21 protein-coding genes are annotated in these 21,596 nt (G+C 57.9%); 10 read left to right on the top strand and 11 right to left on the bottom strand.

The window, feature by feature from the left end; all coding sequences use genetic code 11:
* From G7W63_RS19850 to G7W63_RS20035, 5 genes are all read left to right on the top strand, one after another.
* Nucleotides 1-221: hypothetical protein (locus G7W63_RS19850; protein ID WP_207308970.1), on the top strand; the 221-nt coding region annotated here is incomplete at its 5' end.
* Between the two features lie 227 nt (nucleotides 222-448).
* Nucleotides 449-1,666 carry a polyhydroxyalkanoate depolymerase gene (locus G7W63_RS16125; protein ID WP_166260564.1) on the top strand — a complete coding sequence of 406 codons (1,218 nt, stop codon included), beginning with the start codon at nucleotides 449-451 and terminating at the stop codon, nucleotides 1,664-1,666.
* A gap of 436 nt (nucleotides 1,667-2,102) precedes the next feature.
* Nucleotides 2,103-3,761, top strand: coding sequence for a PHA/PHB synthase family protein (locus G7W63_RS16120; protein ID WP_242634455.1), 1,659 nt, complete (start codon nucleotides 2,103-2,105; stop codon nucleotides 3,759-3,761).
* Nucleotides 3,762-3,875: 114 nt separating this feature from the next.
* The gene (locus G7W63_RS16115; RefSeq protein ID WP_166260558.1) at nucleotides 3,876-4,286 is read left to right on the top strand and encodes a gamma-glutamylcyclotransferase family protein; all 411 of its coding nucleotides are present in this window, start codon (nucleotides 3,876-3,878) and stop codon (nucleotides 4,284-4,286) included.
* Between the two features lie 391 nt (nucleotides 4,287-4,677).
* Nucleotides 4,678-5,070, top strand: a complete 393-nt coding sequence (locus tag G7W63_RS20035; RefSeq protein WP_242634454.1) for a fibronectin type III domain-containing protein — start codon at nucleotides 4,678-4,680, stop codon at nucleotides 5,068-5,070.
* Nucleotides 5,071-5,104: 34 nt separating this feature from the next.
* Here G7W63_RS20035 and G7W63_RS16105 read toward each other — a convergent pair whose 3' ends face one another.
* From G7W63_RS16105 to G7W63_RS16090, 4 genes are all read right to left on the bottom strand, one after another.
* On the bottom strand, nucleotides 5,105-7,693 hold the full coding sequence (locus tag G7W63_RS16105) for a CHASE2 domain-containing protein (RefSeq protein ID WP_166260555.1): 2,589 nt from the start codon (nucleotides 7,691-7,693) through the stop codon (nucleotides 5,105-5,107).
* A gap of 30 nt (nucleotides 7,694-7,723) precedes the next feature.
* Nucleotides 7,724-9,376, bottom strand: coding sequence for a FecR family protein (locus G7W63_RS16100; RefSeq protein ID WP_242634453.1), 1,653 nt, complete (start codon nucleotides 9,374-9,376; stop codon nucleotides 7,724-7,726).
* A gap of 4 nt (nucleotides 9,377-9,380) precedes the next feature.
* Complete coding sequence (locus G7W63_RS16095; RefSeq protein WP_166260549.1) at nucleotides 9,381-10,103, bottom strand: response regulator transcription factor; 723 nt, start codon at nucleotides 10,101-10,103, stop codon at nucleotides 9,381-9,383.
* 98 nt (nucleotides 10,104-10,201) lie between these two features.
* Entirely contained in the window at nucleotides 10,202-12,412 is a 2,211-nt protein-coding gene (locus G7W63_RS16090) for a DNA topoisomerase III (protein ID WP_166260546.1), read from the bottom strand.
* Nucleotides 12,413-12,623: 211 nt separating this feature from the next.
* On the opposite strand from G7W63_RS16090, the gene G7W63_RS16085 reads away from it, so the two are divergent.
* Both G7W63_RS16085 and G7W63_RS16080 read left to right on the top strand, forming a co-directional pair.
* Nucleotides 12,624-12,956, top strand: coding sequence for a BolA family protein (locus G7W63_RS16085; protein WP_166260543.1), 333 nt, complete (start codon nucleotides 12,624-12,626; stop codon nucleotides 12,954-12,956).
* Between the two features lie 12 nt (nucleotides 12,957-12,968).
* On the top strand, nucleotides 12,969-13,595 hold the full coding sequence (locus tag G7W63_RS16080) for an L-threonylcarbamoyladenylate synthase (protein WP_166260540.1): 627 nt from the start codon (nucleotides 12,969-12,971) through the stop codon (nucleotides 13,593-13,595).
* A 38-nt stretch (nucleotides 13,596-13,633) separates the two neighbouring features.
* Here G7W63_RS16080 and G7W63_RS16075 read toward each other — a convergent pair whose 3' ends face one another.
* Entirely contained in the window at nucleotides 13,634-14,272 is a 639-nt protein-coding gene (locus tag G7W63_RS16075) for a hypothetical protein (RefSeq protein WP_166260537.1), read from the bottom strand.
* A 150-nt stretch (nucleotides 14,273-14,422) separates the two neighbouring features.
* Here G7W63_RS16075 and G7W63_RS16070 point away from each other — a divergent pair, with 150 nt between their 5' ends.
* Nucleotides 14,423-14,599 carry a hypothetical protein gene (locus tag G7W63_RS16070; protein ID WP_166260534.1) on the top strand — a complete coding sequence of 59 codons (177 nt, stop codon included), beginning with the start codon at nucleotides 14,423-14,425 and terminating at the stop codon, nucleotides 14,597-14,599.
* Nucleotides 14,600-14,622: 23 nt separating this feature from the next.
* Here the strand turns inward: G7W63_RS16070 and G7W63_RS16065 are convergent, their stop codons facing one another.
* Both G7W63_RS16065 and G7W63_RS16060 read right to left on the bottom strand, forming a co-directional pair.
* Entirely contained in the window at nucleotides 14,623-15,102 is a 480-nt protein-coding gene (locus tag G7W63_RS16065; RefSeq protein WP_166260531.1) for a DUF6231 family protein, read from the bottom strand.
* Nucleotides 15,103-15,167: 65 nt separating this feature from the next.
* Nucleotides 15,168-15,956: a ZIP family metal transporter gene (locus tag G7W63_RS16060; protein ID WP_166260528.1), complete on the bottom strand. Its 789-nt coding sequence runs from the start codon at nucleotides 15,954-15,956 to the stop codon at nucleotides 15,168-15,170.
* Between the two features lie 181 nt (nucleotides 15,957-16,137).
* Between G7W63_RS16060 and G7W63_RS16055 the strand changes: the two genes are divergently transcribed.
* The gene (locus tag G7W63_RS16055; RefSeq protein ID WP_166260525.1) at nucleotides 16,138-17,031 is read left to right on the top strand and encodes a chemotaxis protein; all 894 of its coding nucleotides are present in this window, start codon (nucleotides 16,138-16,140) and stop codon (nucleotides 17,029-17,031) included.
* A gap of 6 nt (nucleotides 17,032-17,037) precedes the next feature.
* Here G7W63_RS16055 and G7W63_RS16050 read toward each other — a convergent pair whose 3' ends face one another.
* Both G7W63_RS16050 and G7W63_RS16045 read right to left on the bottom strand, forming a co-directional pair.
* Entirely contained in the window at nucleotides 17,038-18,033 is a 996-nt protein-coding gene (locus G7W63_RS16050) for a PA2778 family cysteine peptidase (protein ID WP_242634452.1), read from the bottom strand.
* Nucleotides 18,034-18,052: 19 nt separating this feature from the next.
* Nucleotides 18,053-18,454 carry a PA2779 family protein gene (locus G7W63_RS16045; RefSeq protein WP_166260522.1) on the bottom strand — a complete coding sequence of 134 codons (402 nt, stop codon included), beginning with the start codon at nucleotides 18,452-18,454 and terminating at the stop codon, nucleotides 18,053-18,055.
* A 171-nt stretch (nucleotides 18,455-18,625) separates the two neighbouring features.
* Between G7W63_RS16045 and G7W63_RS16040 the strand changes: the two genes are divergently transcribed.
* Nucleotides 18,626-19,285 (top strand): DUF2238 domain-containing protein, encoded by a 660-nt coding sequence (locus G7W63_RS16040; protein ID WP_166260519.1) that lies wholly within the window; start codon nucleotides 18,626-18,628, stop codon nucleotides 19,283-19,285.
* An 8-nt stretch (nucleotides 19,286-19,293) separates the two neighbouring features.
* Here the strand turns inward: G7W63_RS16040 and G7W63_RS16035 are convergent, their stop codons facing one another.
* Together G7W63_RS16035 and G7W63_RS16030 are read right to left on the bottom strand one after the other, a co-directional pair.
* A complete protein-coding gene (locus G7W63_RS16035) occupies nucleotides 19,294-20,022 on the bottom strand; it encodes a glutamine amidotransferase (RefSeq protein ID WP_242634451.1) in 729 nt (242 codons plus the stop codon).
* 119 nt (nucleotides 20,023-20,141) lie between these two features.
* Nucleotides 20,142-21,584 carry a dihydrolipoamide acetyltransferase family protein gene (locus tag G7W63_RS16030; protein WP_166260513.1) on the bottom strand — a complete coding sequence of 481 codons (1,443 nt, stop codon included), beginning with the start codon at nucleotides 21,582-21,584 and terminating at the stop codon, nucleotides 20,142-20,144.
* Nucleotides 21,585-21,596: the final 12 nt, after the last annotated feature.

Genomic DNA, 21,596 nt, shown 5'->3' with positions numbered 1-21,596 from the left:
TATTGAAAAAAGCCGATCTTTTGATCGGCTTTTTGCTTTCTGGCGGTGGCATGTGTGTCAGCACTGTTTATGGGCCTGCGGCGCAAAGCTGCTGCCGCAGACGCTGGTCGCGTCTGCTCTCCGCTACCATTATTGAAAAAAGCCGATCGCCTGATCGGCTTCTTGCTTTCTGGCGGGTCCTTATCGCCATCCTGTTCATGCGTTCTTCCACTGACTCATAGCGAGACAGATCAGTAAGCTGCTGATCTGGTTATTTTCGGGCAGACCCTCACCACAGAGCTGACAAAAAGCGACTCAGGATCGAAGCCCGCACTTTCGCGTTGGCCGAAAGATTGGCGTAGGATAAAACTATGTCACAGACCTGCCTGGCGACGCAGAGCCACTGTTCAATGGAGAAGGGTAGCCAGCCAGGTACTACTAACAGTGCTCAATATGGGTAACTTTCGTTATGATGTACTTCGCTCACGAATTGAGTCGCTTCGCACTGACTCCGGCTCGCATTATGGCCGGTGGTCAGAGTAAATTGCTTCGCCACCCTTTGAACCCCTGGTCCAGGGTTTCGGGAACCCGCAGTATTGCCTCGGCATTGAACGTGTTTGAGGATCTCACCAGGCGTTATCCCAAGCCCGCCTTCAACCTGGACACAACGGTTTGCGACGGCGAGACGGTGTTGGTCAACGAGACCATAGTCAAGCGCAATCCCTTCTGTCAGCTGAAACATTTCCAGCGCAATGTCGATCGTCCGGATGACCCCAAGCTGCTGATTGTGGCGCCACTGTCCGGCCACTTCGCTTCGTTGCTCAGAGGCACTGTGGAGGCAATGCTTCCAAACCATGATGTTTACATCACAGACTGGCGTGATGCCAGCATGGTGCCGATTACCGAAGGTAAGTTCGGGCTCGATGACTACATTGACTATGTCATTGATTTCATAGATCATATTGGCCCTGATACGCACGTACTGGCGGTGTGTCAGCCCGTTGTGCCAGTGCTGGCTGCAACTGCGCTGATGGCTCAGGACGACCATCCGTCGGCGCCTCGTTCTCTAGCCCTGATGAGCGGCCCGGTCGATGGTCGTGTTGATCCGACAGAGCCCTGCGAACTGGCCAAGAAACACAAACTTTCGTGGTTCAAGCGCAACCTGATTCATACCGTTCCGGTGAACTATCCCGGCGCAATGCGCAAGGTCTACCCCGGCTTTCTGCAGTTGACCGGCTTCATCAACATGAATTTCGACAGGCATGTGGATGCCTATCGGGGCCTGTTCCGATCTATTCGTGATGATGACACGGATGAGGTCACCCGCCACAGAGAGTTTTACGATGAATATCTGGCAGTGATGGATTTGCCTGAAACCTATTACCTGGACACCATTGAGCGTGTTTTCCAGGAATTCCACCTGGCCCGGGGCTGTTTCAAGCATCGTGGCAGGCTGGTGAATCCCGGAGCGATTCGCAAAACGGCACTGATGACCATCGAGGGCGAGAAAGACGACATCTCAAGCCCGGGCCAGACCCGCGCAGCCCACAAACTCTGCACCAGTATTCCCGAGAACCGGCGGGTACATCACCTACAGCCTGGAGTCGGCCACTACGGCACATTCAATGGTCGTCGCTGGCGGGAGGAAATAGCTCCGAGGCTACAGAAGTTTATCCGTAACGCCTGAAGCGCAGCTTGCCAAGGTTTCTTGTTGCGTTCTTTGCCCTCTGCTAAATTCATAGCGGGCAACAAAAACTCGGTGCGTCAATCTGAAGGTCGACGCATCGGATCCACAGGATATAGCGCAGTGTTCGAAATCGCGTAGGCCCTCGACGCTGGCCGGCGATGGTGAAACAGGGAGAACGCCAATGTCTAAGAAGGCCATCAAGCCAGTTTCCAGTAGTGATCAAGAAGGCCCAGGTGTACGCAAGGCGCTGGCCCGTGCAGGGGCGCACGGAAGTCGCGTGATTATGCGCTCAGTGGTAAGGCGCTTAAAAGGCGGTCGCCCTAATCCGGTCAGCTATAAAAGTATGGCGAAACCCTTTCTTCGCTTCACCGGGAAATTTGCCACACAGCCCGATACTATCATTACCGCCCAGATGCGGCTGGTGCAGAACACTAGTATGCTTAGTGGTGGGGCCATCGTGAGCCTGGTCAGCCGGGAGCCCATGCGGGTGGTGGCACCCGAGCGGAATGATGCCCGCTTCGCGGACGACGCCTGGTCCAATGTTGCCTACTTCAATTTTCTCAAGCAGGCCTATCTGCTGTCGGATCGCTGGATCAAGGACACCATAGAAGATGTCCGGGGCCTGGATGAGCACGACCGTCACAAAGTCCGCTTCTTTACCCATCAGGTGACTGACGCACTGTCACCCAGCAATTTCGTTCTGACCAATCCCGAAGTGCTGAGAGCCACGGTCGACACAAAGGGGCGAAACCTGGTGCGGGGCTTTGCCAATTTTTTACGGGATCTGGACGAAGCCGATGGTCGGATATCGTTCAGGATGTCGGACCCGGATGCCTTTGAGGTTGGTAAGAATCTCGCCGATACACCCGGGGATGTCATTTACCAGAATGATTTGATGCAGCTGATCCAGTACCGGCCGGCTACCGAAACAGTGCATCGACGGCCGCTTCTGGTCGTTCCGCCCTGGATCAACAAGTACTACATACTGGACCTGGGTGCCAAAAAATCATTCATACGATACTGGGTGGAGAAGGGCCATACCGTATTTGTTATTTCCTGGGTTAACCCGGGCAAAGAGCATGCCCACAAGGGTTTTGAAGACTACATGCTGGAGGGTCCAGTGGAGGCCCTGGATGCCATTCAGGAGGCTACCGGCGAAAGCGAGGTGAACGCGGTCGGCTACTGCATTGGGGGAACCCTGCTTGGATGCACGCTTGCCTGGCTGGCAGCTCGTGATGACGAACGCATAAAGAGCGCGACTTTTTTCAATAGCCTGTTGGATTTTTCAGACGTCGGTGACCTGAAGGTCTTCATTGACGAAGACATGATCAGGAAACTGGAAAAAGTCATGAAAAAGCAGGGCTATCTTGAAGGCGCTGCAATGGCTTCTGCCTTCAACATGTTACGGGCCAATAGCCTGATCTGGTCCTTCTTCATCAACAATTACCTCCTGGGGCGGGAAACCCCACCTTTTGATCTGCTTTACTGGAACTCAGACTCCACCAGGCTTCCAGGCGCCATGCACAGCTTTTACCTGCGAAACATGTATCTTGAGAATCGTCTGGGCGAGCCCGGCGGCATAACCCTTGCTGGAACGCCTATTGATCTTGGCAAGGTTAAAGTGCCTGCTTATTTTGCCTCAGCCATTGAGGATCACATTGCGCCATGGGTGTCCTGTTACAAGGGTTCGCGCTATCTCGGCGGGCCGGTTCGCTTTGTGCTGGGTGGCTCTGGCCATATCGCAGGTATCATTAACCCGCCCTACAAGCACAAATACGGTTATCGGATTAACGAAAACACGGATCTGTCACCGGATGAGTGGCTGATCGGCGCTGAACAGTTTGAGGGATCCTGGTGGCCGGACTGGGTCACGTGGGCAGAGCAGTTCAGTGGCGGTGAGGTTGCCGCCAGAGTACCGGGAGAGGGTGAGTTGCCAATTATTGAGCCAGCGCCTGGTTCCTATTTGCGCAATCAGCCGGCACCTGAGGCGCCCCAACGCAAACCGAAAGAAGTTGCCAGGCGCACCACCCGCAAGCCGGCGGAGAAAAAAGCGCCGACAGGCGATCAACCCCGAAAAACAGCCAAGACAGGCTGATTTCGAGCCGACAGGCTAAGGGGAGCAGATGCGGTGGCGCTGGCACGGGCCTCCGCCGATGTTTCCCGGTACGGGTAACTCGCAGACCGGAATCTTACTGAACACCTTTCAGATATGAGCAATGCACAGGCTTCGATCCGCGTCGCCGTCTACGGCACCCTCAAACAGAACCACAGCAACCACGTTCTTCTGAAAGGCGCCCGTTTTCTCGGCTCTGAGCGCCTTTTTTCCATCACCCTTTATGACCTGGGGCCGTTTCCTGCGGCCTTGGAGCGGCCTTCCAGAGGCGTGACCGTCGAGGTGTACGAAGTCAACATACCTCTGCTGGCCCGTCTGGATGAGCTTGAAGACTATAAGGCCGGCGCTCCCCGCACAGGCCTCTATACCCGCAAGTTGCTCAAAACGGCGTTCGGCCCGGCCTGGGTTTACCTTTTTAACAAGTGCCCGAACGAGAGCTCCCGACTACCCGACGGCGACTGGAAAGGTTCCTCAATAACCGTCCGCAACCTTCGTCGTGCTCGTTGAAGACCTGTCAAATAAATGACTGAAAAAATCTGACTCATCCTGATGCAGTGGTAATGCGGCAAATTTTAGTCGGTTGTTGGCGCGGGTTTGTGTTCTGTAGCGAAATGAGCCACAAAAATAGCTATAGAATATTTTACCTTTAGTAAACAAGGCTTAGGGCCATGCCCAATAGCTAGTATATAATTTATTCAACTGAAAACAGTAATTTATATGTCTTAATTAAGCCATATTCTGCAGTTTAATGCTGCTTCAGCCCCGCTAAAACACTTCGCCGGATACTTTCGGTGACAAGTTATTGACATTTTTGCCCTCGAAATACAGACCTATCGCACGCAATATCCTCGTTGCTTTTCATACAATTTCACAAAGTCGTCGGGGAAATGGTGGAGCAATGATAAATCGCGTCATAACAAGAACACTAACGGGTATTGCAGCGATTCTGATGGCGGGAGCCCTGAGTGGTTGTGTCGATGACTTGACGGATCTTGGTTCAGCATCCGAAGCCAAGGCTTTCTCAGGCAGTAAAACGGCTTCCTTGAGCTGGAATGCGCCAGCCACCCGCATAAACGGAGAAGGTCTGGCGATGGGCGAGCTGAAGGGCTACATCATTCTGTACGGGCAGGATCCATCGAAGCTTGATCGTCGTGTCGAGATCATTGAAGCCAGCACCATGGATTACACCGTTGCCAACCTCACCAACGGCGAATGGTATTTTGCGATTCAGGTTGTCGACACCTACGGGCTCGCCAGTGCGCCTTCCCAGGTTGTTAGTAAGGTGATCTGACTTGAGTTACCCCTGATAGGGGTTCTGATATGGGTTATCTGCGGCCATAGTCGGGGTCGGCCATGGGCAGTTTGAGTGTAAAGGTGGAGCCAACACCCTCGGCAGACTTCACCGCAATTTCTCCCCTGTGTTTTTCCACCACAACGTTCACAAATGACAGGCCCAGTCCGGTGCCGTGGTTGCCTGAGAGCTCACTACTCTTCTGACGGCGGTAACGATCAAACAGAAAAGGGAGTTCATGGGTCGCGATCCCCGAGCCCTCGTCTGCTACCGTAAGGCACGCCTGATGCCCGGCCTCGAACACCTGTATGGTCACGGTTGAGCCGCTGTCGCTGTACTGGACGGCATTGGTCAGCAGGTTGATGACCGCACGCTCCAGCAACTCGGCATTACCATTCAGCCAGATGTCGTCGCAGCCCTGTAAGTGCACCTCGATCCCCTTCTCGGCTGCCTGCTCAATGACACTGTCACGGGCATTCTCAACAATGGCAAGGAACTCACACTCGTAAAACCGCGTTTCCGTCAGCTGCTCTGCCCGGGCAAGCTGCACGAATTCCTCTGCCAGCTGGTAGCTGCGCCGGGCAAGGCGGCCAAGCTGGTCCAGCTGCTCGGGCATTATCTGCTCCGGACTGCGTTTGAGCTGCTCGATAAGAGCCAGCTGGGAAACTAGCGGCGAGCGTACATCGTGGGAAATAAAGTCGATAGCCTCCCGGTGCTGCCGCTGCTGGGCGCGAAGCTCGGAAATATCCGCTATGTTGGCGATGATGCCGCTTTGACGTCCGTCGGTGAGATCGGACGGTGCGAAGTGTATAAGAAAATCCTTGTCCCGTATCCGTAGGTCCACGGTTCGGCTTTGCTGCATCGTCAAAGTTTCAGATACGGTTTCGTACCAGGGGGGCGTATCCCTCGGGTCGTGTCCCTGCAACAGCCGCGTCAGGGGCATGCCAATCAGGCTGGGCCGGGGCTCACCGAACCATTCTTCTATGTGCCCATTGGTAAACTGGATGACACCCAGGGCGTCGGTGACAATGATTCCGTCGGGCATACGTTCGAAACTGCGGCCTATAAACGTCTGCATGCTGTGCAGGCGTTCGGTGGCAAGTCGGACACGTTCAATACGCGCTGAAATATTCTCCTGGGTCAGGCGTGTGCTGCCGGCTTGGTTCCGGTTGACGAGGGCAAGGCGCTGGAGATAGCGCTGGCTGGCATCCAGGGTCATGTCCTGGGGCAGCAGCAACCCAAGAATAAACACCTCACCGTTTCGTATGAGTCTGACCCAGCTCTGGTTATCACTGTGAGTCCAGTCCCCCGGCGTCGGCAGGGGGGGCTGATCTTTTGCGCTCAGGACTTTGCTGGCAAGGACCTCATCGCCCCAAGACAACCACCAGCCTTCTGCCTGTAACAGCGACGCCAGGTGTTCAACCAGCTGCATGGGGTGACGCTGTGCTGGCTCGGAAAGGCTCAGTTGGCGGCCTCGACCCAGCTCATCAAGTTGCCGGTTGAGAAAGCGGTTGGTCATGGCAAGCCGACGGGCGCTCCACAAAGGGAATGCAAAGACCGGCATCAGTAATGCCGATGCGACCGGGAAATGGAGCCCGCCGATAAACATGGCGCTGCTCACCATTAGCAACAGAAGCCCCACCAGAGCGCTGCACAGCGCCAGGGTTCGGGCAGGGCGCAGCCTCGGCAGCATCAGGGCCAGCACTATGATGACGATAGCCGGCAGCCACCAGGAAACTGTTCCCTGAACTCGCGTGATCAATGCGTCGGTTTGCAGAGCGGAGTAACTGTTGGCATGGAACTCGACCCCCGACATGGGACTGGCGTGACTTGAAAAAGGCGTCGGCAGTATGTCACCGAAGCCCGGCGCGGTTGCACCTATAAACACGGTTGTGTCCCTGAACAGGGGTGCCAGAGACTCGGAGGCAAGAACATCGGAGAAAGAATAGGTGGGAATGGTGCCGGATTGTCCAGCCAGGGGCACGGCGACGAAGTGCTTGCGCACGTTCATGAAGGCCGGGCTGTTCTGGCTATCCGGCCCTGTCCGAGCCTGGGCCAGAGGCTGGCGTTGCGCCGCAAGCCCGAGACTTGGCCAGAGTTGATCCCCCAGGCCATTGAACAGGTAAAGGCCACGGGCCACGCCGTCGGCGTCCAGCTCTACATGAGCGTGCCCTAGTGCTGCTGCAGCCTCAGACAGCTGAGGGGTGGGCAGCACAGCCGACATCAGCCGACCCGCAGACGGTGAGGCCAGGTGCATGGCGAGCACGGTGTCACCGTGACGGTTCATGGCTTCAGCCATAACGCTGTCATGGGCCGAGGGCTCGGGAAACAGAACGTCGAAAGCGATGGTGCGTGCGCCGGCCGCGTCAAGCCGTTGAATGAGTTCAGCATGGACTGAACGGGGCCAGGGCCAGCGCCCCAACGTCTCCAGACTTTTCTCATCGATTCCCACCACTACGACGTTATCGGCCACCGGAGCCGGATAGGCGGTGATCAGGACATCGTAGAGCCAGGCGTCCAGGCGTTCCGGTGCGAAGGTCTGGTTAAGCAGAACAAGGAGCGCAAAGAGAGGCAGGGCCAGCGTCCAGGATATGTGATGAAAGAAAAGCCAATCCCGTTTCATGGGCCCTACTGTGAGGTTGTCACTGGGTGATCACTCGATAAACAGCTCCCGTCCGGGGCCCCAGCGACTGGCCAGCGGACCTTCAGAAAGAGCTTTCAGGCGAACAAAATACCGCCTTCCGGGAATCAGACGCAAGGCCGCGGTCGTATCCCCGACAGTAGCTTCCTTTACTATATTCTGAAAGCCGGGATCCTCCGACAGCTGGAGAAGATAGTCATTGGCAGTGGCGACCGATTCCCAGAAAATGCGGACTTGGCTATCGATGTAGTTGATGTTGATGATTCTGGCGGGGGGCAGGGTGCCATTGACCAGCATCTTCCGGGGTTCGCTGGTGGCAACCGAATTGCCGCCGGCTTCCGTCACCACGCGCCAGTAGTATTCCCCCGGGCTGAGGGGGCGCGAGGGAAGAGCCGAGGTATCCGATGCCCACTCGCTGGTTGCCACCAGGTTGCCAAAATCATCTTTTGCTGAAATTTCCAGGCGCCCCACCTCATTTTCGCCCAGATAGCGCCATATGAATTCGGGCATATCGTCATTGAGGCTCTCCCCGGCAGCTGGGCTCAGCAGTGTGGCTGCTCTGGCCTTCAGATCAACGTCCACCTCCTGGACAGCGGGCAGCCCGGCAATGCCTGAGCGGGTAACCGCCGCAAGCTCGACCCGGTAACGGCCATTGTCCAGCTGTGCCAGGGTGGTTGACGAGTCCCCGGTAAGGCGGCTGAGTACATTCTGGCCGGTTGCAAGGTCGAATACGTCCAGCTGATGGGCCGGTGCTCCATTAGCTTTCCAAGTCAGGGTGGCTGGTAGCCGGTCCAGGCTTGGCGCGAGCGCCGATGTTTCGGGGACAGGGGGCAGGCGGCGAATTTCCACTCCGCGACTGGATGGCGAGTCGACGCTGGCACTGAAGCCCGCCGGTATCTGACGCTGGTTGCCAGGCGGGCCGAACGCGACCAGACCTTCTGTAACTCTCAGCAGGCTCTTGCTCCCGTCGCTGGCAAGGGAAAATCTGGTACCACGCACTGCAGCCACAGCTGACGGGGTTTCAATTTCGAACCGGGAGCCATCCTCGACCATAGGCTCCACATCGGTACTGACTCGCCCCTTGATTAGGCGCATCCGGGTGTCCACCATGCCGGTGCGGCCATATTGGGTCAGCCTGTTGAACACCAGGCGGGAGTTGGGCTCCACCCATATCATCGAGCTGTCGCCGAGTTTGATGGTGGCAGTACCCTGCTGGGTCGCGAGTTCATCTCCGACACGAAGAAGCATCCCGGTCTGCATGGGCTGGGCGCGGCTGTTGCCGGCAAGCCTGACGTGACCCTGGCCCGAAGCTGCGCTGATGGTGGCAGGTTCTGGTTGGCGTTTGAGCCAGTGCATGGGGATTCTGATCCGATCGCCGCCCTTGAGGATGATGGGGTTGGCGATGCGGTTGTGCCGGGCCAGCTGACTGCTGCTTATGCCCTTTGCCAGCAGAGCGTCCGCCGCTTCCTGGAAGGTCTCATCCGGACTGAGGGTGTAGCTCCACTCCGGCACCACGGCAATCTTGGATCCGAGCGAACCCGTGTGGGAGCCTGTAGCAACGCCCAGTTCAGCGAACGCAGAAGATGTGCCAAGGGTCAGGCACAGCAGAGTGACGGCCCGGAATAAGGCTCTCCATCGGCATCGGGTTAGGTTCCATGAAGGCACAGGGTTATCCGGCCTCGGCATGGGCGGACTCTGCCGGCGCTGACGTAGTCATGGCTTCCAGACGGTAGCCGCGCTGGTAGATGGTTTTGATGCGGAAGCCATTGTCCGGATTGAGTCCCAGGCGCCGGCGCAGCCGGCTCATGTGGGTGTCGACGGTGCGGGTATTGATGTCCCGGGTGACTCCCCAGACCCGTTCAAGGAGCATGTCCCGGGTCAGCAGGCGGCCCTGGTTCTTGAACAGGAACAGGGTCAGGTCATAGTCTTTGTCGGTGAGAGTCAGCAGAGTCCCACGCAGGGTGATGGTGCGGACCTGGGTGTCAATTTCGAAAGGGCCGAACGTCAGGGTTTCCTTTTCATTGTCCGGGTTGATTCGACGAGCCAGGGCGTGGATGCGAGCCATCAGCTCCGCCGGACGGGCTGGCTTGGCCAGATAGTCGTCTGCACCGGCATCCAGGGCTTCCACGATATCCTGTTCGCTATCCCTCTGGGTCAGGAACACCACAGGAATGGACCAGTTAAGCTGGGCTCGAACGCTGCGCAGCACATCAATACCGGTCATATCAGGGATTTGCCAGTCCAGAATCAGCAGATCGTAACTGCGGTGCTGCACTGCGCTGAGAAACGCTTGGCCTGTGGAAAAGGCGTCACAGTCATGGGCGCGTTCCGACAAGAGGGCCTGGATATGCTGGGCCTGTTCTTTCTCATCTTCCAGCAGGGCAATTCGCATACGACTCTCCTGATACTTCAACGGTGCCGGCGATCAGGCACGAATGGCCCGATATCACATTGATCCACGGGACATTCTGACAAAGTGTTCAGGTAAGGTCAGTGTCGTTTCGTAGCCTTGCGTAACGGTAGGTTCCCGGGCAGAACCGGCTTGCCTTCATGATCGTCGACAGTCTGGCGACAGCCCGGATAGCTGCTGCAGCCCCAGAACCACCCTTTTTTGCCCTCCCGTCGGACCAGCGGCGAATAACAGTGGGGGCAGGGCACAGGTTTCTGACTGCTGCCATCGGTCGGTACGCCTTCACCGAGTGGCCGCGTGCCGTTGCAGTCCGGGTAGCGGGTGCAGGCCAGAAAGTCGCCATATTTGCCGGTCCGCTGGCGCATGGGAGAGCGGCATTTTGGACAATGGACGGAGCCTGCGGACTCCGCTTCAGGTCCGGCGGGAGACGAGACGGGTGCAGGTCCTGCCTGTCGCGCCGGGCGTTGGAGAAAGCTGAGGATTTCGCTTTTCAGATCGGCCAGGAACTGCCGGGGGTCACCTTCGCCCCGGCGAATCTGTTCCAGGGTCATTTCCCAGCGCGCCGTCCTGTCGGGCTGGCTTATGGAGTCCGGCAATACGGCTATCAGGCCATGGCCTTTCTCCGTGGCCTTGATAAAGCGCCCGTCCCGCCTGAGGTAGTCACGCCGGAAAAGGGTTTCGAGGACGCTGGCCCTGGTTGCTTCCGTGCCCAGGCCATCGGTGTCCCGCAGGGTTTTGCGTAACTCCGCATCACTGACAAACCGGGCTATGTTGGTCATGGCCGAGAGTAGGGTCGCGTCGGTAAAATAATGGGGTGGTTGGGTCAGGCGCTCCTTGAGATCGGCGGTGTCACACAGCACCGGGTCGCCTTTGACCAGCCTGGGTAATGCCCGTTTGTCCGGTGTCTCGCGGGCCTCCCGCAAGCGTATTTCCAGAGTCTTCCAGCCAGCACTGAAAACGGCCGTTTCTGAGGCCCGGAAGCGGTGTTCGCCGATGGTCAGGCCAAGCCGGCCTTCCCGGTGGATGGCTTCGGGGCTGAACTGCATCAGGTAGTAGCGGCTGACCAGATCGTATACGCAAGCCTCGCCCTGGCTCAGTCTGGTTGCCGGCCGGGCCCGGCTGGTGGGGATGATGCCGTGGTGGGCGTCCACCTTCTTGTCGTTCCAGGCTGCGGAGCGCAGGTCCAGATCAGCCTGGGCTGTGGCCTCGAGCAGGTCAGTGGCAACCTTGCCAATGGCGCTTACAACGCCCTGGCGCTGTTCAAAATGGCCTTCCGGCAGGTAGCGGCAATCCGAGCGCGGGTAGGTAATAAGCTGGTGTTTTTCGTACAGGTTCTGGGCAATGTCCAGAACCTCTTTGGCGCCCATCTGGTAGAGCCGGCCAGCTTCGATCTGGAGCACTGAAAGCGACAGCGGCAGGGGTGGCGGCTCCTTGCGGTCCCTGAACCGGACTTCCGTCACGGTGCCTGGCCGGCCCTCCACTTCGGCGGCTATCTGCCGCGCAGTGTCACCATCGAGCAGACGGTCTTCTTCATCCAGATGGTGGCGGTAGGCCTCGTCGGCGACCCAGCGAGCCTGGAAGGGTTCCTGGTTTTCGGCATCGGTGGCATGGCAGGTGATGCTGAGCCGGAAATAGGGCCGGGGTGTAAAGTTGGCAATGGTCGCGTCGCGGGTCACCACCAGTCCCAGTACCGGTGTCTGTACCCGGCCGACCGAGTAAACCCCTTTTTCGCCCTGTTGCCGGTAAGACAGGGTGCAGAACCGGGTGAGGTTGATGCCAAACAGCCAGTCCGCGCGCTGGCGGGCCAGGGCAGAGTGAGATAGGTGGCGGAACTGTCTGTTGTCGATCGGGTTGCTGATCGCCCTCGCGACTGCCTGGGGGGTAAGGTCGTTGATCAGCACCCGCTCAACCGGGCACTTTGCGCCGGCGTGCAGGATGACCTCATCCACCAGCAGTTGGCCCTCCCGGTCCGGGTCGCCGGCGTGGACGATGACCTCGGCCTTGCGTATAAGCCCTTCCAGCACCTTCAGCTGGGTGCGGGCAGTGTCGCGGGGTGAAAGCGCCCACCGGTCGGGAAAGATGGGCAGGTCTGCCAGTTGCCAGCGCTGCCAGCGCGGGTCGTAAAAACCGGGCTCGGCGGGTTCAAGCAGGTGGCCGATACACCAGCTAACCACTACTGCCTCATCGCCGGAACCACACCTGAGCCAGCCCGGGCCTTTCTCCATCGGTCCGGGCAGTGCCGCCGCTATGGCGCGGCCCAGGCTGGGTTTCTCGGCAATGAAAAGGCGCATTGGATCCGGGCTCCGCCGACGCTGACTAGCTCTTGGGTTGTCAGTTCGGTGATTTACAGTAATAAGGGGCTCCGGAAGATGGCGAATCCCCGGGTTTCTGTCAACCACTAAGCAGCATGCCGTATGCTGTAGTACACTGGCACGAAACCTGTCGGAGCTGGCTGCCGCAGCTTCGGATAATCAATTTCAAAGCACTTGGAGTTGCCCGAGGATGTCGATAAAAACGTCCATTGAGCAGAAACTGGCTGAACAGTACAGGCCGGTTCATCTCACTGTGGAAAATGAAAGCCATATGCACAATGTGCCACCAAACTCGGAAACCCACTTCAAAGTGACCCTGGTCACCGAGGCGTTCAAAGGTACGGGTAAGGTGAAGCGCCATCAGGGCATATACCAGGCCCTGGCCGAGGAGCTGGCGGGGGAGGTTCACGCCCTGGCGTTACACACCTATTCCCCGGAAGAGTGGGCCGCCCGTCAGGGCACGGCGCCGGATTCACCCCAATGCATGGGTGGCTCGAAGCACGACCGCGCCAGCGAAGCCTGAGCAGGAGGCCCGATGAGCCAGTTTTTTCACATACATCCGGAAACACCGCAAAAGCGGCTGATCAACCAGGCCGTGGGCATCCTGCGCAAAGGCGGAGTCATCGTCTATCCGACAGACTCGGCTTACGCCATTGGCTGCCAGCTCGACGACAAGCAGGCGGCTGATCGTATCAAGCGTATCCGGCGCCTGGACGACAAGCACAACTTCACTCTGATGTGCCGTGACCTGTCCGACATCGGCACGTATGCCAAGGTGGACAATACTCAGTACCGCCTGCTCAAGACGTTTACGCCAGGGCCCTATACTTTCATTCTGGACGCCACCAGCGAAGTGCCACGGCGACTTCAGCACCCAAAGCGACGTACCATCGGCATCAGGGTGCCGGACAATGCCATTGTTCAGGCCCTGCTTGAGGAGTTAGGGGAGCCCCTGATGAGCAGCACGCTCATACTGCCGGGTGAAACCGATCCGATGACCGATTCCGAGCACATCCGTGACACCCTGGAACACGAGCTGGACCTGATCATCGATGGCGGCTTCTGTGGCCCGGAGGCCACCACCGTGGTCAACATGTGCGGGCCGGTGCCTGAGGTGACCAGGGTCGGCAAGGGCGATCCCGCACCGTTTCAGCAGGACTGAATCGTCGATCAGGAGCGTCCGGGCAAGGGCAGGCCGAGTCAGGCCTGGGCGTTGAAGCTGAAGGCGTAGCTGCGCTGGGCGCCCGCGGCGTCCAGAAGTTCTGAGCTTGCTGTCTTGCGAAGGCTGTCGTAGCGGTGAACCAGATCCTGCAGACCGTTGAACTGCTGGTTTTCGCTGACGATGGTATCCAGCAGCGAGTTGTTGACGCCGTAGGCTTTGTTGAGTTTCAGGGCGGTATCCACAAACGCCAGCGTCGGTTCATTGACACTCAGCCGGCTAAAGGCGTCTTTGAACGGTTTGTTGTTGTTCAGATCCTGCTCGATCTGGCTACGGGTCGTTTCGGGCAGGTGGGCGGTCAGGTGAAGGCCCGAGTCCGTTTTCTCGATGGCAAGCCTTGCCCCGGGATTAACGCCATACTCGGCAAGTTTATGCCGCAGGGTTTCCCTGACAAAGGCAGCATCCTGCCCTACATCAGACTTGTACTGCTTGACCGCCAGTCGTGCCGAGGCCTTTGGAAGCTCACCGCCGTTAAGGGTGACGCCTTCGTACAGACCTTCAGCGGACCCTTCAGGGGCCTTGCCCATGGACGCCTTGCGGGCGTTCGCAGCAGAAGTCTGACCTTCGGGAACCGTGAGTAAGCTGGCGCTGGCACGAGCCAGGGATGCGAGTAGTGACACAACGAGCCTCCTGTGCCGACGAAATATGATCGTTCTGATACAACTTCATAGCATCCAAGCATTTTTCGAGCCAACACTTGCGTGTGGGTGTGTTCCTGCCGCTCGGCGGCTGTGGCGAGATTGGCCCCGGTCCACGGCGAGGGCGAGCATATGGAGGCGAACGCCGCGCAGGCCAGGGAGGTCGGTGTACCGAAATGTCTGGTAGGCCAGAACGGAGACCTGTTCATGATCAAGCCAGTGGCGGAAATCAGGCGCAACGCGGTCGCGACAGGACGACTGGGTTATAACAAGGGCCAGCTGAAACCGATCGCAACCGAGCGTTACTAGCGGCGGTGTAACCCCTTAGCCCCTTACCAGCGGGCTTTATCCCACATTTCGGGGTTGGCCCAGTTCTTTGGGTTATTCCAGTCCCGTTTGCGGTTGTAGTTGGCAATATTGTAGGTGAACAGGGTCAGTACCGGGTCACTATCAAACCGGGCCTGCCTGACAAAACCCAGACTGATGTAATCGTTAAAGGTCAGTCCCTGGTCTTCCTCATTCAGAACCGCTATCTGCTGGGTGCCAAAGTTGCGTATATGCCCAAGCAGTAATAAGCCTTGTTCCCTGGGCAGCGTCGCCACCACATCGGTAATCAACGCCAGGTCATGGGGCTGGGAAAGGGTCGGTTCGCCCTGTGGCTGTAATTGCTGGGCTTCGGCCAGTTCGACCTCCGGCTGGGCCTTGGCCCATTCGGCGCCCAGCTCTGCTGCCAGCGAGCCGCAGACTAGAAGGCGCCTGGGTTGGCAAGCGGTGAGCACATCCATCAGCGAGTTTCTGACCTGTGTTGCCATTGTTTTTCCTTTACTCAGCCTGCCGGGTTTCAGCAAGGGTTCGTTGGGCTGGTCCGCCGGTCACGTCAGGCCAGGGTTGCGTCCAGGAACATCATCACCACAAAGCCGCCGAGCAGGGAAAAGGTCGCTACGGTTTTGTAGGCGGTTCGATGGGTCTCAGGAATGATTTCATCACTGATGATGAACAGCATCGCACCGGCGGCGAAGCCGAGTGTCCAGGGCATCAGCGGTTCGGCCAGCCATACCATGGCGCTCCCGAACACTCCCCCTATTGGTTCAAGCAGCCCTGTAAGAAAAGCGATCCAGAAGGCTTTTGTCCGGGAAAGGTTGATAGAGAGCAGCGACACGGCCACGGCAAGCCCTTCGGGGATGTTCTGCAGGCCGATGCCAATGGCCAGCGCGATGCCATTGCTGATGTTGCCACCGCCAAAGCCAACCCCAACCGCCATGCCCTCGGGAAAGTTGTGCAGGGCAATGGCGATGATGAACAGCCAGATCCGCCGGATCTTCTTTGCCTGCTCTGGCCCCTCCCGCCCCAGCTTGAAGTGTTCGTGGGGAAGACTCTGGTGGATGGTATAGAGGGCGATCGCGCCCATCAAGATGCCAGCGATGACCATCAGTGCCGCCGACCAGACCTCACCGGTGAGGTCCTCGCCATATTCCAGCCCGGGCAGGAGCAGCGAGAAGAATGAGGCCGCCAGCATTACCCCGGCCGCAGCGCTGAGCAGGCTATCCTGAAGAGCGTCTGACAGTTTCCGGACCAGGAAAACCCCCAGGGCTCCAAGCCCGGTACCCATACCAGCAAGCAGGCTGGCAATGGAGCCCAGCCATACCACGTTGAGATCTTCCAGCATCAAAGCTCCGTTCGTATCTGGTGATCAATATCATCCGGAAACAAAATGTTTCCCTGAATATGTATTGGGATGCGGGTGTTCTGAAGTAAAGTACTGGCGCAGGCTAGCAAACGCAGTGCATGGAATGTACCTGTCCGAGTTCTTATACCGTCATCCACGTTGAGTAAGGTTTCAGCCTTTTATGTCCAGCAGAGCTGCACCCCCCCAAAAACTTCTACTTTTTACCCTGGCCGGGCATAAATCCTTCGCCATAGGTACGCTTAAAATACGTGAAATCATGCCGTTCCGCAGGCTTACCAGATTGCCATATAGTCACTCTGCCGTTATCGGAACCACCATGTTCCGCGATGCAGCCGTGCCGGTGATCGATATGGCAGCAGCCGTGGGGTACGCACCGCTGAACGAAGAAGAAAAGCAGGCAGGCTCCATTATCATTACGGACGTCCAGCGCAGGGAGATCGGTTTTCTGGTGCGTAACGTCCGCAAGATCGTAGAGGCCGACTGGAAGAATGTTACCTCACCTCCGGCCGTGCTTGGGGAGCGGGCGTTCGTGACTGGTCTGATCAATGTCGAGGATCAGATGGTCCAGCTGCTGGACGTGGAGCTTCTGTTGTCGCTGGTCTACCCGAGCACCGGTGAGGGCGAGGATGTGGTCCTGACGGACGTTCAGAGCGAGCGCCTGAAGCATATCAATATCCTGCTTGTGGACGATTCCCAGGTTGCCCGCAAACAGCTGTCCGACGTGCTTGATAGCAAAAGCGTGCCCTACCAGGTGACATCAAACGGTCAGGATGCGCTGGAAAAGCTACTGGCAGCGGATAAAACCGGCAAGGGCGTGGACGTTCTGGTAAGTGACATCGAGATGCCCGGTCTGGACGGTTACGAGCTTACCTTCAACGTCCGTGACAACCCCAGCATCAAGCAGCCATACATCATTCTGCATACCTCCTTGAACAGCGAAATGAGCTTGAGCTATGCCAACCAGGTCGGCGCCAATGAAGCCCTCACCAAATTCGATGCGGACGAGCTGCTTCAGGCCATTCTGCGAGGAACCGACGAACTGGCGACTCAATAGACAGAGTCACTGAGCCATGACCGGACAGGCGCTGGCAGCGCCGGAGCTGTCGCTTTCCAGAGGTTCGGAAAAACGGTCGGGATTTAATGATCGGGCATGCTCAAGAGCCTCCTCGGCCTGGGCATGACAGCCAGTCTGCCCGAGGGCATGGGCAAGATTGTTCCAGCCCGCTCCAAGTTCGGGAAATTTCTGTGTCAGGCGCAGGTAATGTTGCACCGCTGAGGACCAGTCGGCCTGCTGATAGGCAATATTGCCCTGTCCCATGATGGGCGCTGGCTGTTCGGGCCAGGTAACTTCAGCCATGGCATAGGCCTGACTTGCCGCCTCGGTATGCCCGGTAACCTCCAGATCATTGACCGCCATAAGGTAAGGCAGCGGCTCGGCCGTGGCCGGCAGTTGATCCGGCGGCAGCATGACCGCCGCCCAGTTTCCGGCACGGGTCCAGGTTGCCATAAAGACCTCCAGCGTTTCCTCGTGTTGCTCCCGGGTATCGGTGTTCAGAATGACTCTGCGTGGGTCCGGATCAAACCCCACAACTACCGCAAAATGCCATTGCGGCCACCAGCTCAGTCGCAGGTTCTGCATAACCAGGACCGGATGGCCGGCCGCCACTTCCGAGAGTAAATGGCTGAGTGAGGGCTGAAGGGGATAGACCACGAGTCCGTAACTTCGAGCGGTGGCAACCAGCTCGACTCTCAGGCTCCCTTCACGGTCGGGCAGGTAGACCTTGTTTTTCAGCTCATTGGGATCGGTGGTCAGACCCTGGCTGTTAAGCATCATGGCAAGGGAAGCGGGCCCGCATTGAAAGAGTTCCTGGCCATGGAAAGGCACATGGTCCAGCAACTGGCGCTGATCAAGACGGGTAGCGGAATAGTGTTCGGGGATGGGCGTATGAGCAGGCTGGGCCGGCCACTCGGGTCGGGTGGCGCAGCCGCTGAGAACCACCATCAGCCCGAGACTGATGGCGATACCTGTACACTGTCTTATGGTGATACCTGGCACGTTTGGGTTATCACGCAGGTTATCGGATACAGTTGATGAAGGGGTAGATATTGGTGGCACAGAGGATATCGGTCACCACGAAGACCAGCAGGAAAAGCACGATAATACCCACCACGCTGCCGCCGGCCGGATCGTCCGCCAACTGCTGCTCGAACTGGGCGAGCTCCTGTGGCGTAAGGTTGTTGATGCGTTCTTCAACATCCGCCTGGCTGACACCCATCTCCGCCAGCTTGTCCTTGACCTCTTGCTGTTCAAGCATGCTCAACAGTGACGACCGGTCCAGATCAACCTGCTGTTCCTGAAGCAACTCGCCGGTACCCACAACGCTGGCAACCGCAGGGGAGGCCCAGACGGTAGCAAACGCCATAAGAATGGCCATAACAAACGAAACCTGCCGAAGGTATGTCCGTATTGTACGCATCTCAAACTCCTGTAAATCATGATTATTATTGAGGTAACGGGCTGTTCTTGCAGTGTGGCCCGCTGCTCAGTAGAGCACGTTTTGCCCCTGTCATAGAACGATAGTTGAGGTCATCGGGTTCCGCTTTATATGGTAGGGTGGACAAAATACTGCCAAAAGCCCCAAATATTCATGAAGATCCGCGTCACCCATCAGAAAATCACCCTTGTGCTGCAGCTGATCCTATTGGCGGAAGCCCTATTCGCCTTATGGGGCAGGCAGTGGTTTGTCGCTTTTCTGAGCAGCCTCATTATCATCATTACGTTTTTCCCCCTGGCGCTGGAGCGTCGCTTTCGCATCTATATACCGCCGGAGCTTCAGCTGCTGGCTATCGCCTTTGTGTTTGCTTCGCTTTTCCTTGGTGAAATTCATGGTTATTACACCCGCTTCTGGTGGTGGGACATTGCGCTTCACACTACGTCGGGGTTCCTGCTGGGTATCGTCGGGTTTCTGCTGGTTCACATCATGAACGAGGCCGAGCGCATTGACGTGCACATGAAACCCGGCTTTGTGGCGTTCTTTGCATTTCTGTTCGCCCTCGGGGTAGGGGCTCTGTGGGAAATATTCGAATTCGCCATGGATCAGCTGGCTGGCATGAACATGCAGAAGGCCATGCTGGGGGATCCATCCGGCCTGACGGACACCATGTGGGACCTGATAGTGGACGCCATCGGCGCCCTGATCATTTCAATCCTGGGCTGGCGTTATCTCAAGCTGGCCCACAACAAATCCTTTCTCGAACGCTGGATTGCCAATTTTGTCGCCCGTAACCCGCGCTTTTTTGAAAAGTAGCGGCTGGTTCAGGATGCCTGTTTAACCCTGGACTCGACGTAGCTGACAAAACGGTTCAGCAGACTGGCTGCCATAGCAGCCTCCCGCACAGCGGACCTAAGCGCTTCGGGCGACTGTCCACTTTCCTTGAGCGCCTCAGCCTGGGTCTCAAGATAGGCAATCATGACTTCGGGGGTGAACTCCGGGTGAAACTGCACGCCCCAGGCGCAGTCACCTATACGAAATGCCTGATGGGGCTCGTTATCGGAATGGGCCAGAGGCACAGCCCCAGCTGGCAGGCGGAGCACTGACTGGCGATGGGTCAGATGGGCGGGGAAACACTCAGGCAGACTGCCGAATAGCGGATCATCATTGGCTTCCGGCAACAGCCGTATGTCGAAGGTACCCGACTCCCGACCTTCAGCACGGTTATCCGCAAGGCCTCCGAGGGCGTGGGCCAGCAGCTGGTGCCCATAGCATACGCCCAGCAGCGGAACCGCCTCGCCTACCGCCCGGGCCAGCCAGGCCCCTGTGGTTTCACTCCAAGGCTCACGGTCTGAAACCATGGCAGGCGAGCCGGTAACCAGAATGCCGTCCCAGTCGGCTGGCACACCCGGGTCCTCGCCCTCGGCCACGTGAATTACGCGAATATTCAGGTCCGGCCCCAGTACCTTCAGGAACCAGTCTTCAAAATCACCGAAGCGGTCGCGGACGGGTCCGTAGGTTGATCCTGTTTTCAACAGCGCAAACTTTTTCAAACCCTGACCTCCGCCACACACATGCCACCGGGGGCACGGCCCCATCGATTCAAGAGCAGCATTCTAGCTTAAATGCAGGGCCCTGGCTCAAGGGATCGACAGCTCGGCCAGGGCCTGGCTCAGACTGCGAGCAGGAAGGATTCAGGATCCTGCAATATCTGAATAATGGTTCTCAAAAAGCCGGCAGCGTCTGCGCCATCGTTTAGCCGGTGGTCATAGGTAAGACACAGGGGGAGCTGAAGGCGGGCTTCGATTCGGTAGTTGTCCAGATCGCCCACCGCCACAGGCTCAAGCCTGGTGGCACACATGCCAAGAATGGCCGCCTCGGGGGCGTTGATAAGGGGGGTGAAGCTGGTCCCGCCAATGGAGCCGGGGTTGGTAATGCTGAAGCTTGCACCCACCATTTCGTCACGGCTCAGTTCGCCGTCCCGTGCCCTGTTGGCAAGTTCCACGGTTTCGACGGCAAGTTCGGTGACATCCTTCCGGTCCACATCCCGGATCACAGGCACCAGCAAGCCTCTGTCTGTGGCCACAGCCATACCAAAGTGATGGTAGTGCTTCAGTACCACCTCATCATTGGTGACGTCCAGGCTGGCATTAAAGCGGGGGTACTGCTTGAGGGCCGCCACCGCCGCCTTGAGTACCAGCACTGTCAGTGTCAGCTTGCCACCGCGCGCTTCTACCGCATCTTTGTGCCGGCGCCGGAAGCGTTCCAGTTCGGTAACGTCAGCCACATCCTGATGCATCACATGGGGGATCTGTTGCCAGGCACTGGCGGTCTGCCGGGCGATTGCGCGTCGCACCGACCTCAGCTTCTGTCGCTCGACGCTGCCCCAGCGCTCGAAGTCTGGAAGGGCGGGGGTTTCGGGCCGCCGGGCCTCGCTGGTTTCCTTTTCAGTGTCGGGTTTCGGCTCCTGACCTTCCGGCTCCCGGGACTCGTCCTCGGCGACACTTTTGACGTCCTCCTTGACCACTCGTCCACCGGGACCGCTGGGCTCTACCTGATGAAGATCCACATCCAGCTCACGAGCCAGTTTTCGGGTTGCGGGCGCGGCAGGTACCGGCTCTTGATGCGCCGCGTCCTTATTCTGTTGCTGTTTCCGGGAGCCCGTGCCGGTTTCGGGGGGTTCTTTTCCGGCGGCCTCTTCATGATCGTCATCGCCTTGATCGTCATCATCAGCTTGCTCGCTCTCACCGGTTGCTGCTCCGGCGGTCTCTTCCTCGTCCTGATCATCCGATGTTTGCTCTGGTGGCGCCGTATTGTCGGATTCGGCGCTATCGGTTTCGTCATCTCTTTCGTCAGTGTCTTCCTGCCCGGAGTCTCCCTCTTCGGTATAGGTTACAAGCACCTGGCCTACTTTTATAAAGTCGTCCTCGCTCACTTCCACGGACTTGATCGTGCCATTGAAGGGTGCAGTAATGTCGTTTACGGCCTTGTCGGTCTCCACGCTCACCAGCAGGTCGCCGTCCTTGACCTGGTCGCCTTCGGATACGTGTACGCCTACAATTTCAGCTTCGGTGATGCCTTCGCCGGGGTCTTCCAGCTTGTATTCCTTGGCCATGCAATTGCTCCT

The organism is Marinobacter salicampi (genome assembly GCF_011074795.1).
Lineage (GTDB): Bacteria > Pseudomonadota > Gammaproteobacteria > Pseudomonadales > Oleiphilaceae > Marinobacter > Marinobacter salicampi.
This window is presented reverse-complemented; position numbering and strand designations above follow the sequence as displayed.

Bases quoted from the DNA above. Each gene is read 5' to 3' on its own strand.
- G7W63_RS16125 (WP_166260564.1), top strand. From the start codon at position 449: ATGATGTACTTCGCTCACGAATTGAGTCGCTTCGCACTGACTCCGGCT.
- G7W63_RS16120 (WP_242634455.1), top strand. From the start codon at position 2,103: ATGCTTAGTGGTGGGGCCATCGTGAGCCTGGTCAGCCGGGAGCCCATG.
- G7W63_RS16115 (WP_166260558.1), top strand. From the start codon at position 3,876: ATGAGCAATGCACAGGCTTCGATCCGCGTCGCCGTCTACGGCACCCTC.
- G7W63_RS20035 (WP_242634454.1), top strand. From the start codon at position 4,678: ATGATAAATCGCGTCATAACAAGAACACTAACGGGTATTGCAGCGATT.
- G7W63_RS16105 (WP_166260555.1), bottom strand. From the start codon at position 7,693: ATGAAACGGGATTGGCTTTTCTTTCATCACATATCCTGGACGCTGGCC.
- G7W63_RS16095 (WP_166260549.1), bottom strand. From the start codon at position 10,103: ATGCGAATTGCCCTGCTGGAAGATGAGAAAGAACAGGCCCAGCATATC.
- G7W63_RS16090 (WP_166260546.1), bottom strand. From the start codon at position 12,412: ATGCGCCTTTTCATTGCCGAGAAACCCAGCCTGGGCCGCGCCATAGCG.
- G7W63_RS16085 (WP_166260543.1), top strand. From the start codon at position 12,624: ATGTCGATAAAAACGTCCATTGAGCAGAAACTGGCTGAACAGTACAGG.
- G7W63_RS16080 (WP_166260540.1), top strand. From the start codon at position 12,969: ATGAGCCAGTTTTTTCACATACATCCGGAAACACCGCAAAAGCGGCTG.
- G7W63_RS16070 (WP_166260534.1), top strand. From the start codon at position 14,423: ATGGAGGCGAACGCCGCGCAGGCCAGGGAGGTCGGTGTACCGAAATGT.
- G7W63_RS16065 (WP_166260531.1), bottom strand. From the start codon at position 15,102: ATGGCAACACAGGTCAGAAACTCGCTGATGGATGTGCTCACCGCTTGC.
- G7W63_RS16060 (WP_166260528.1), bottom strand. From the start codon at position 15,956: ATGCTGGAAGATCTCAACGTGGTATGGCTGGGCTCCATTGCCAGCCTG.
- G7W63_RS16055 (WP_166260525.1), top strand. From the start codon at position 16,138: ATGTCCAGCAGAGCTGCACCCCCCCAAAAACTTCTACTTTTTACCCTG.
- G7W63_RS16045 (WP_166260522.1), bottom strand. From the start codon at position 18,454: ATGCGTACAATACGGACATACCTTCGGCAGGTTTCGTTTGTTATGGCC.
- G7W63_RS16040 (WP_166260519.1), top strand. From the start codon at position 18,626: ATGAAGATCCGCGTCACCCATCAGAAAATCACCCTTGTGCTGCAGCTG.
- G7W63_RS16030 (WP_166260513.1), bottom strand. From the start codon at position 21,584: ATGGCCAAGGAATACAAGCTGGAAGACCCCGGCGAAGGCATCACCGAA.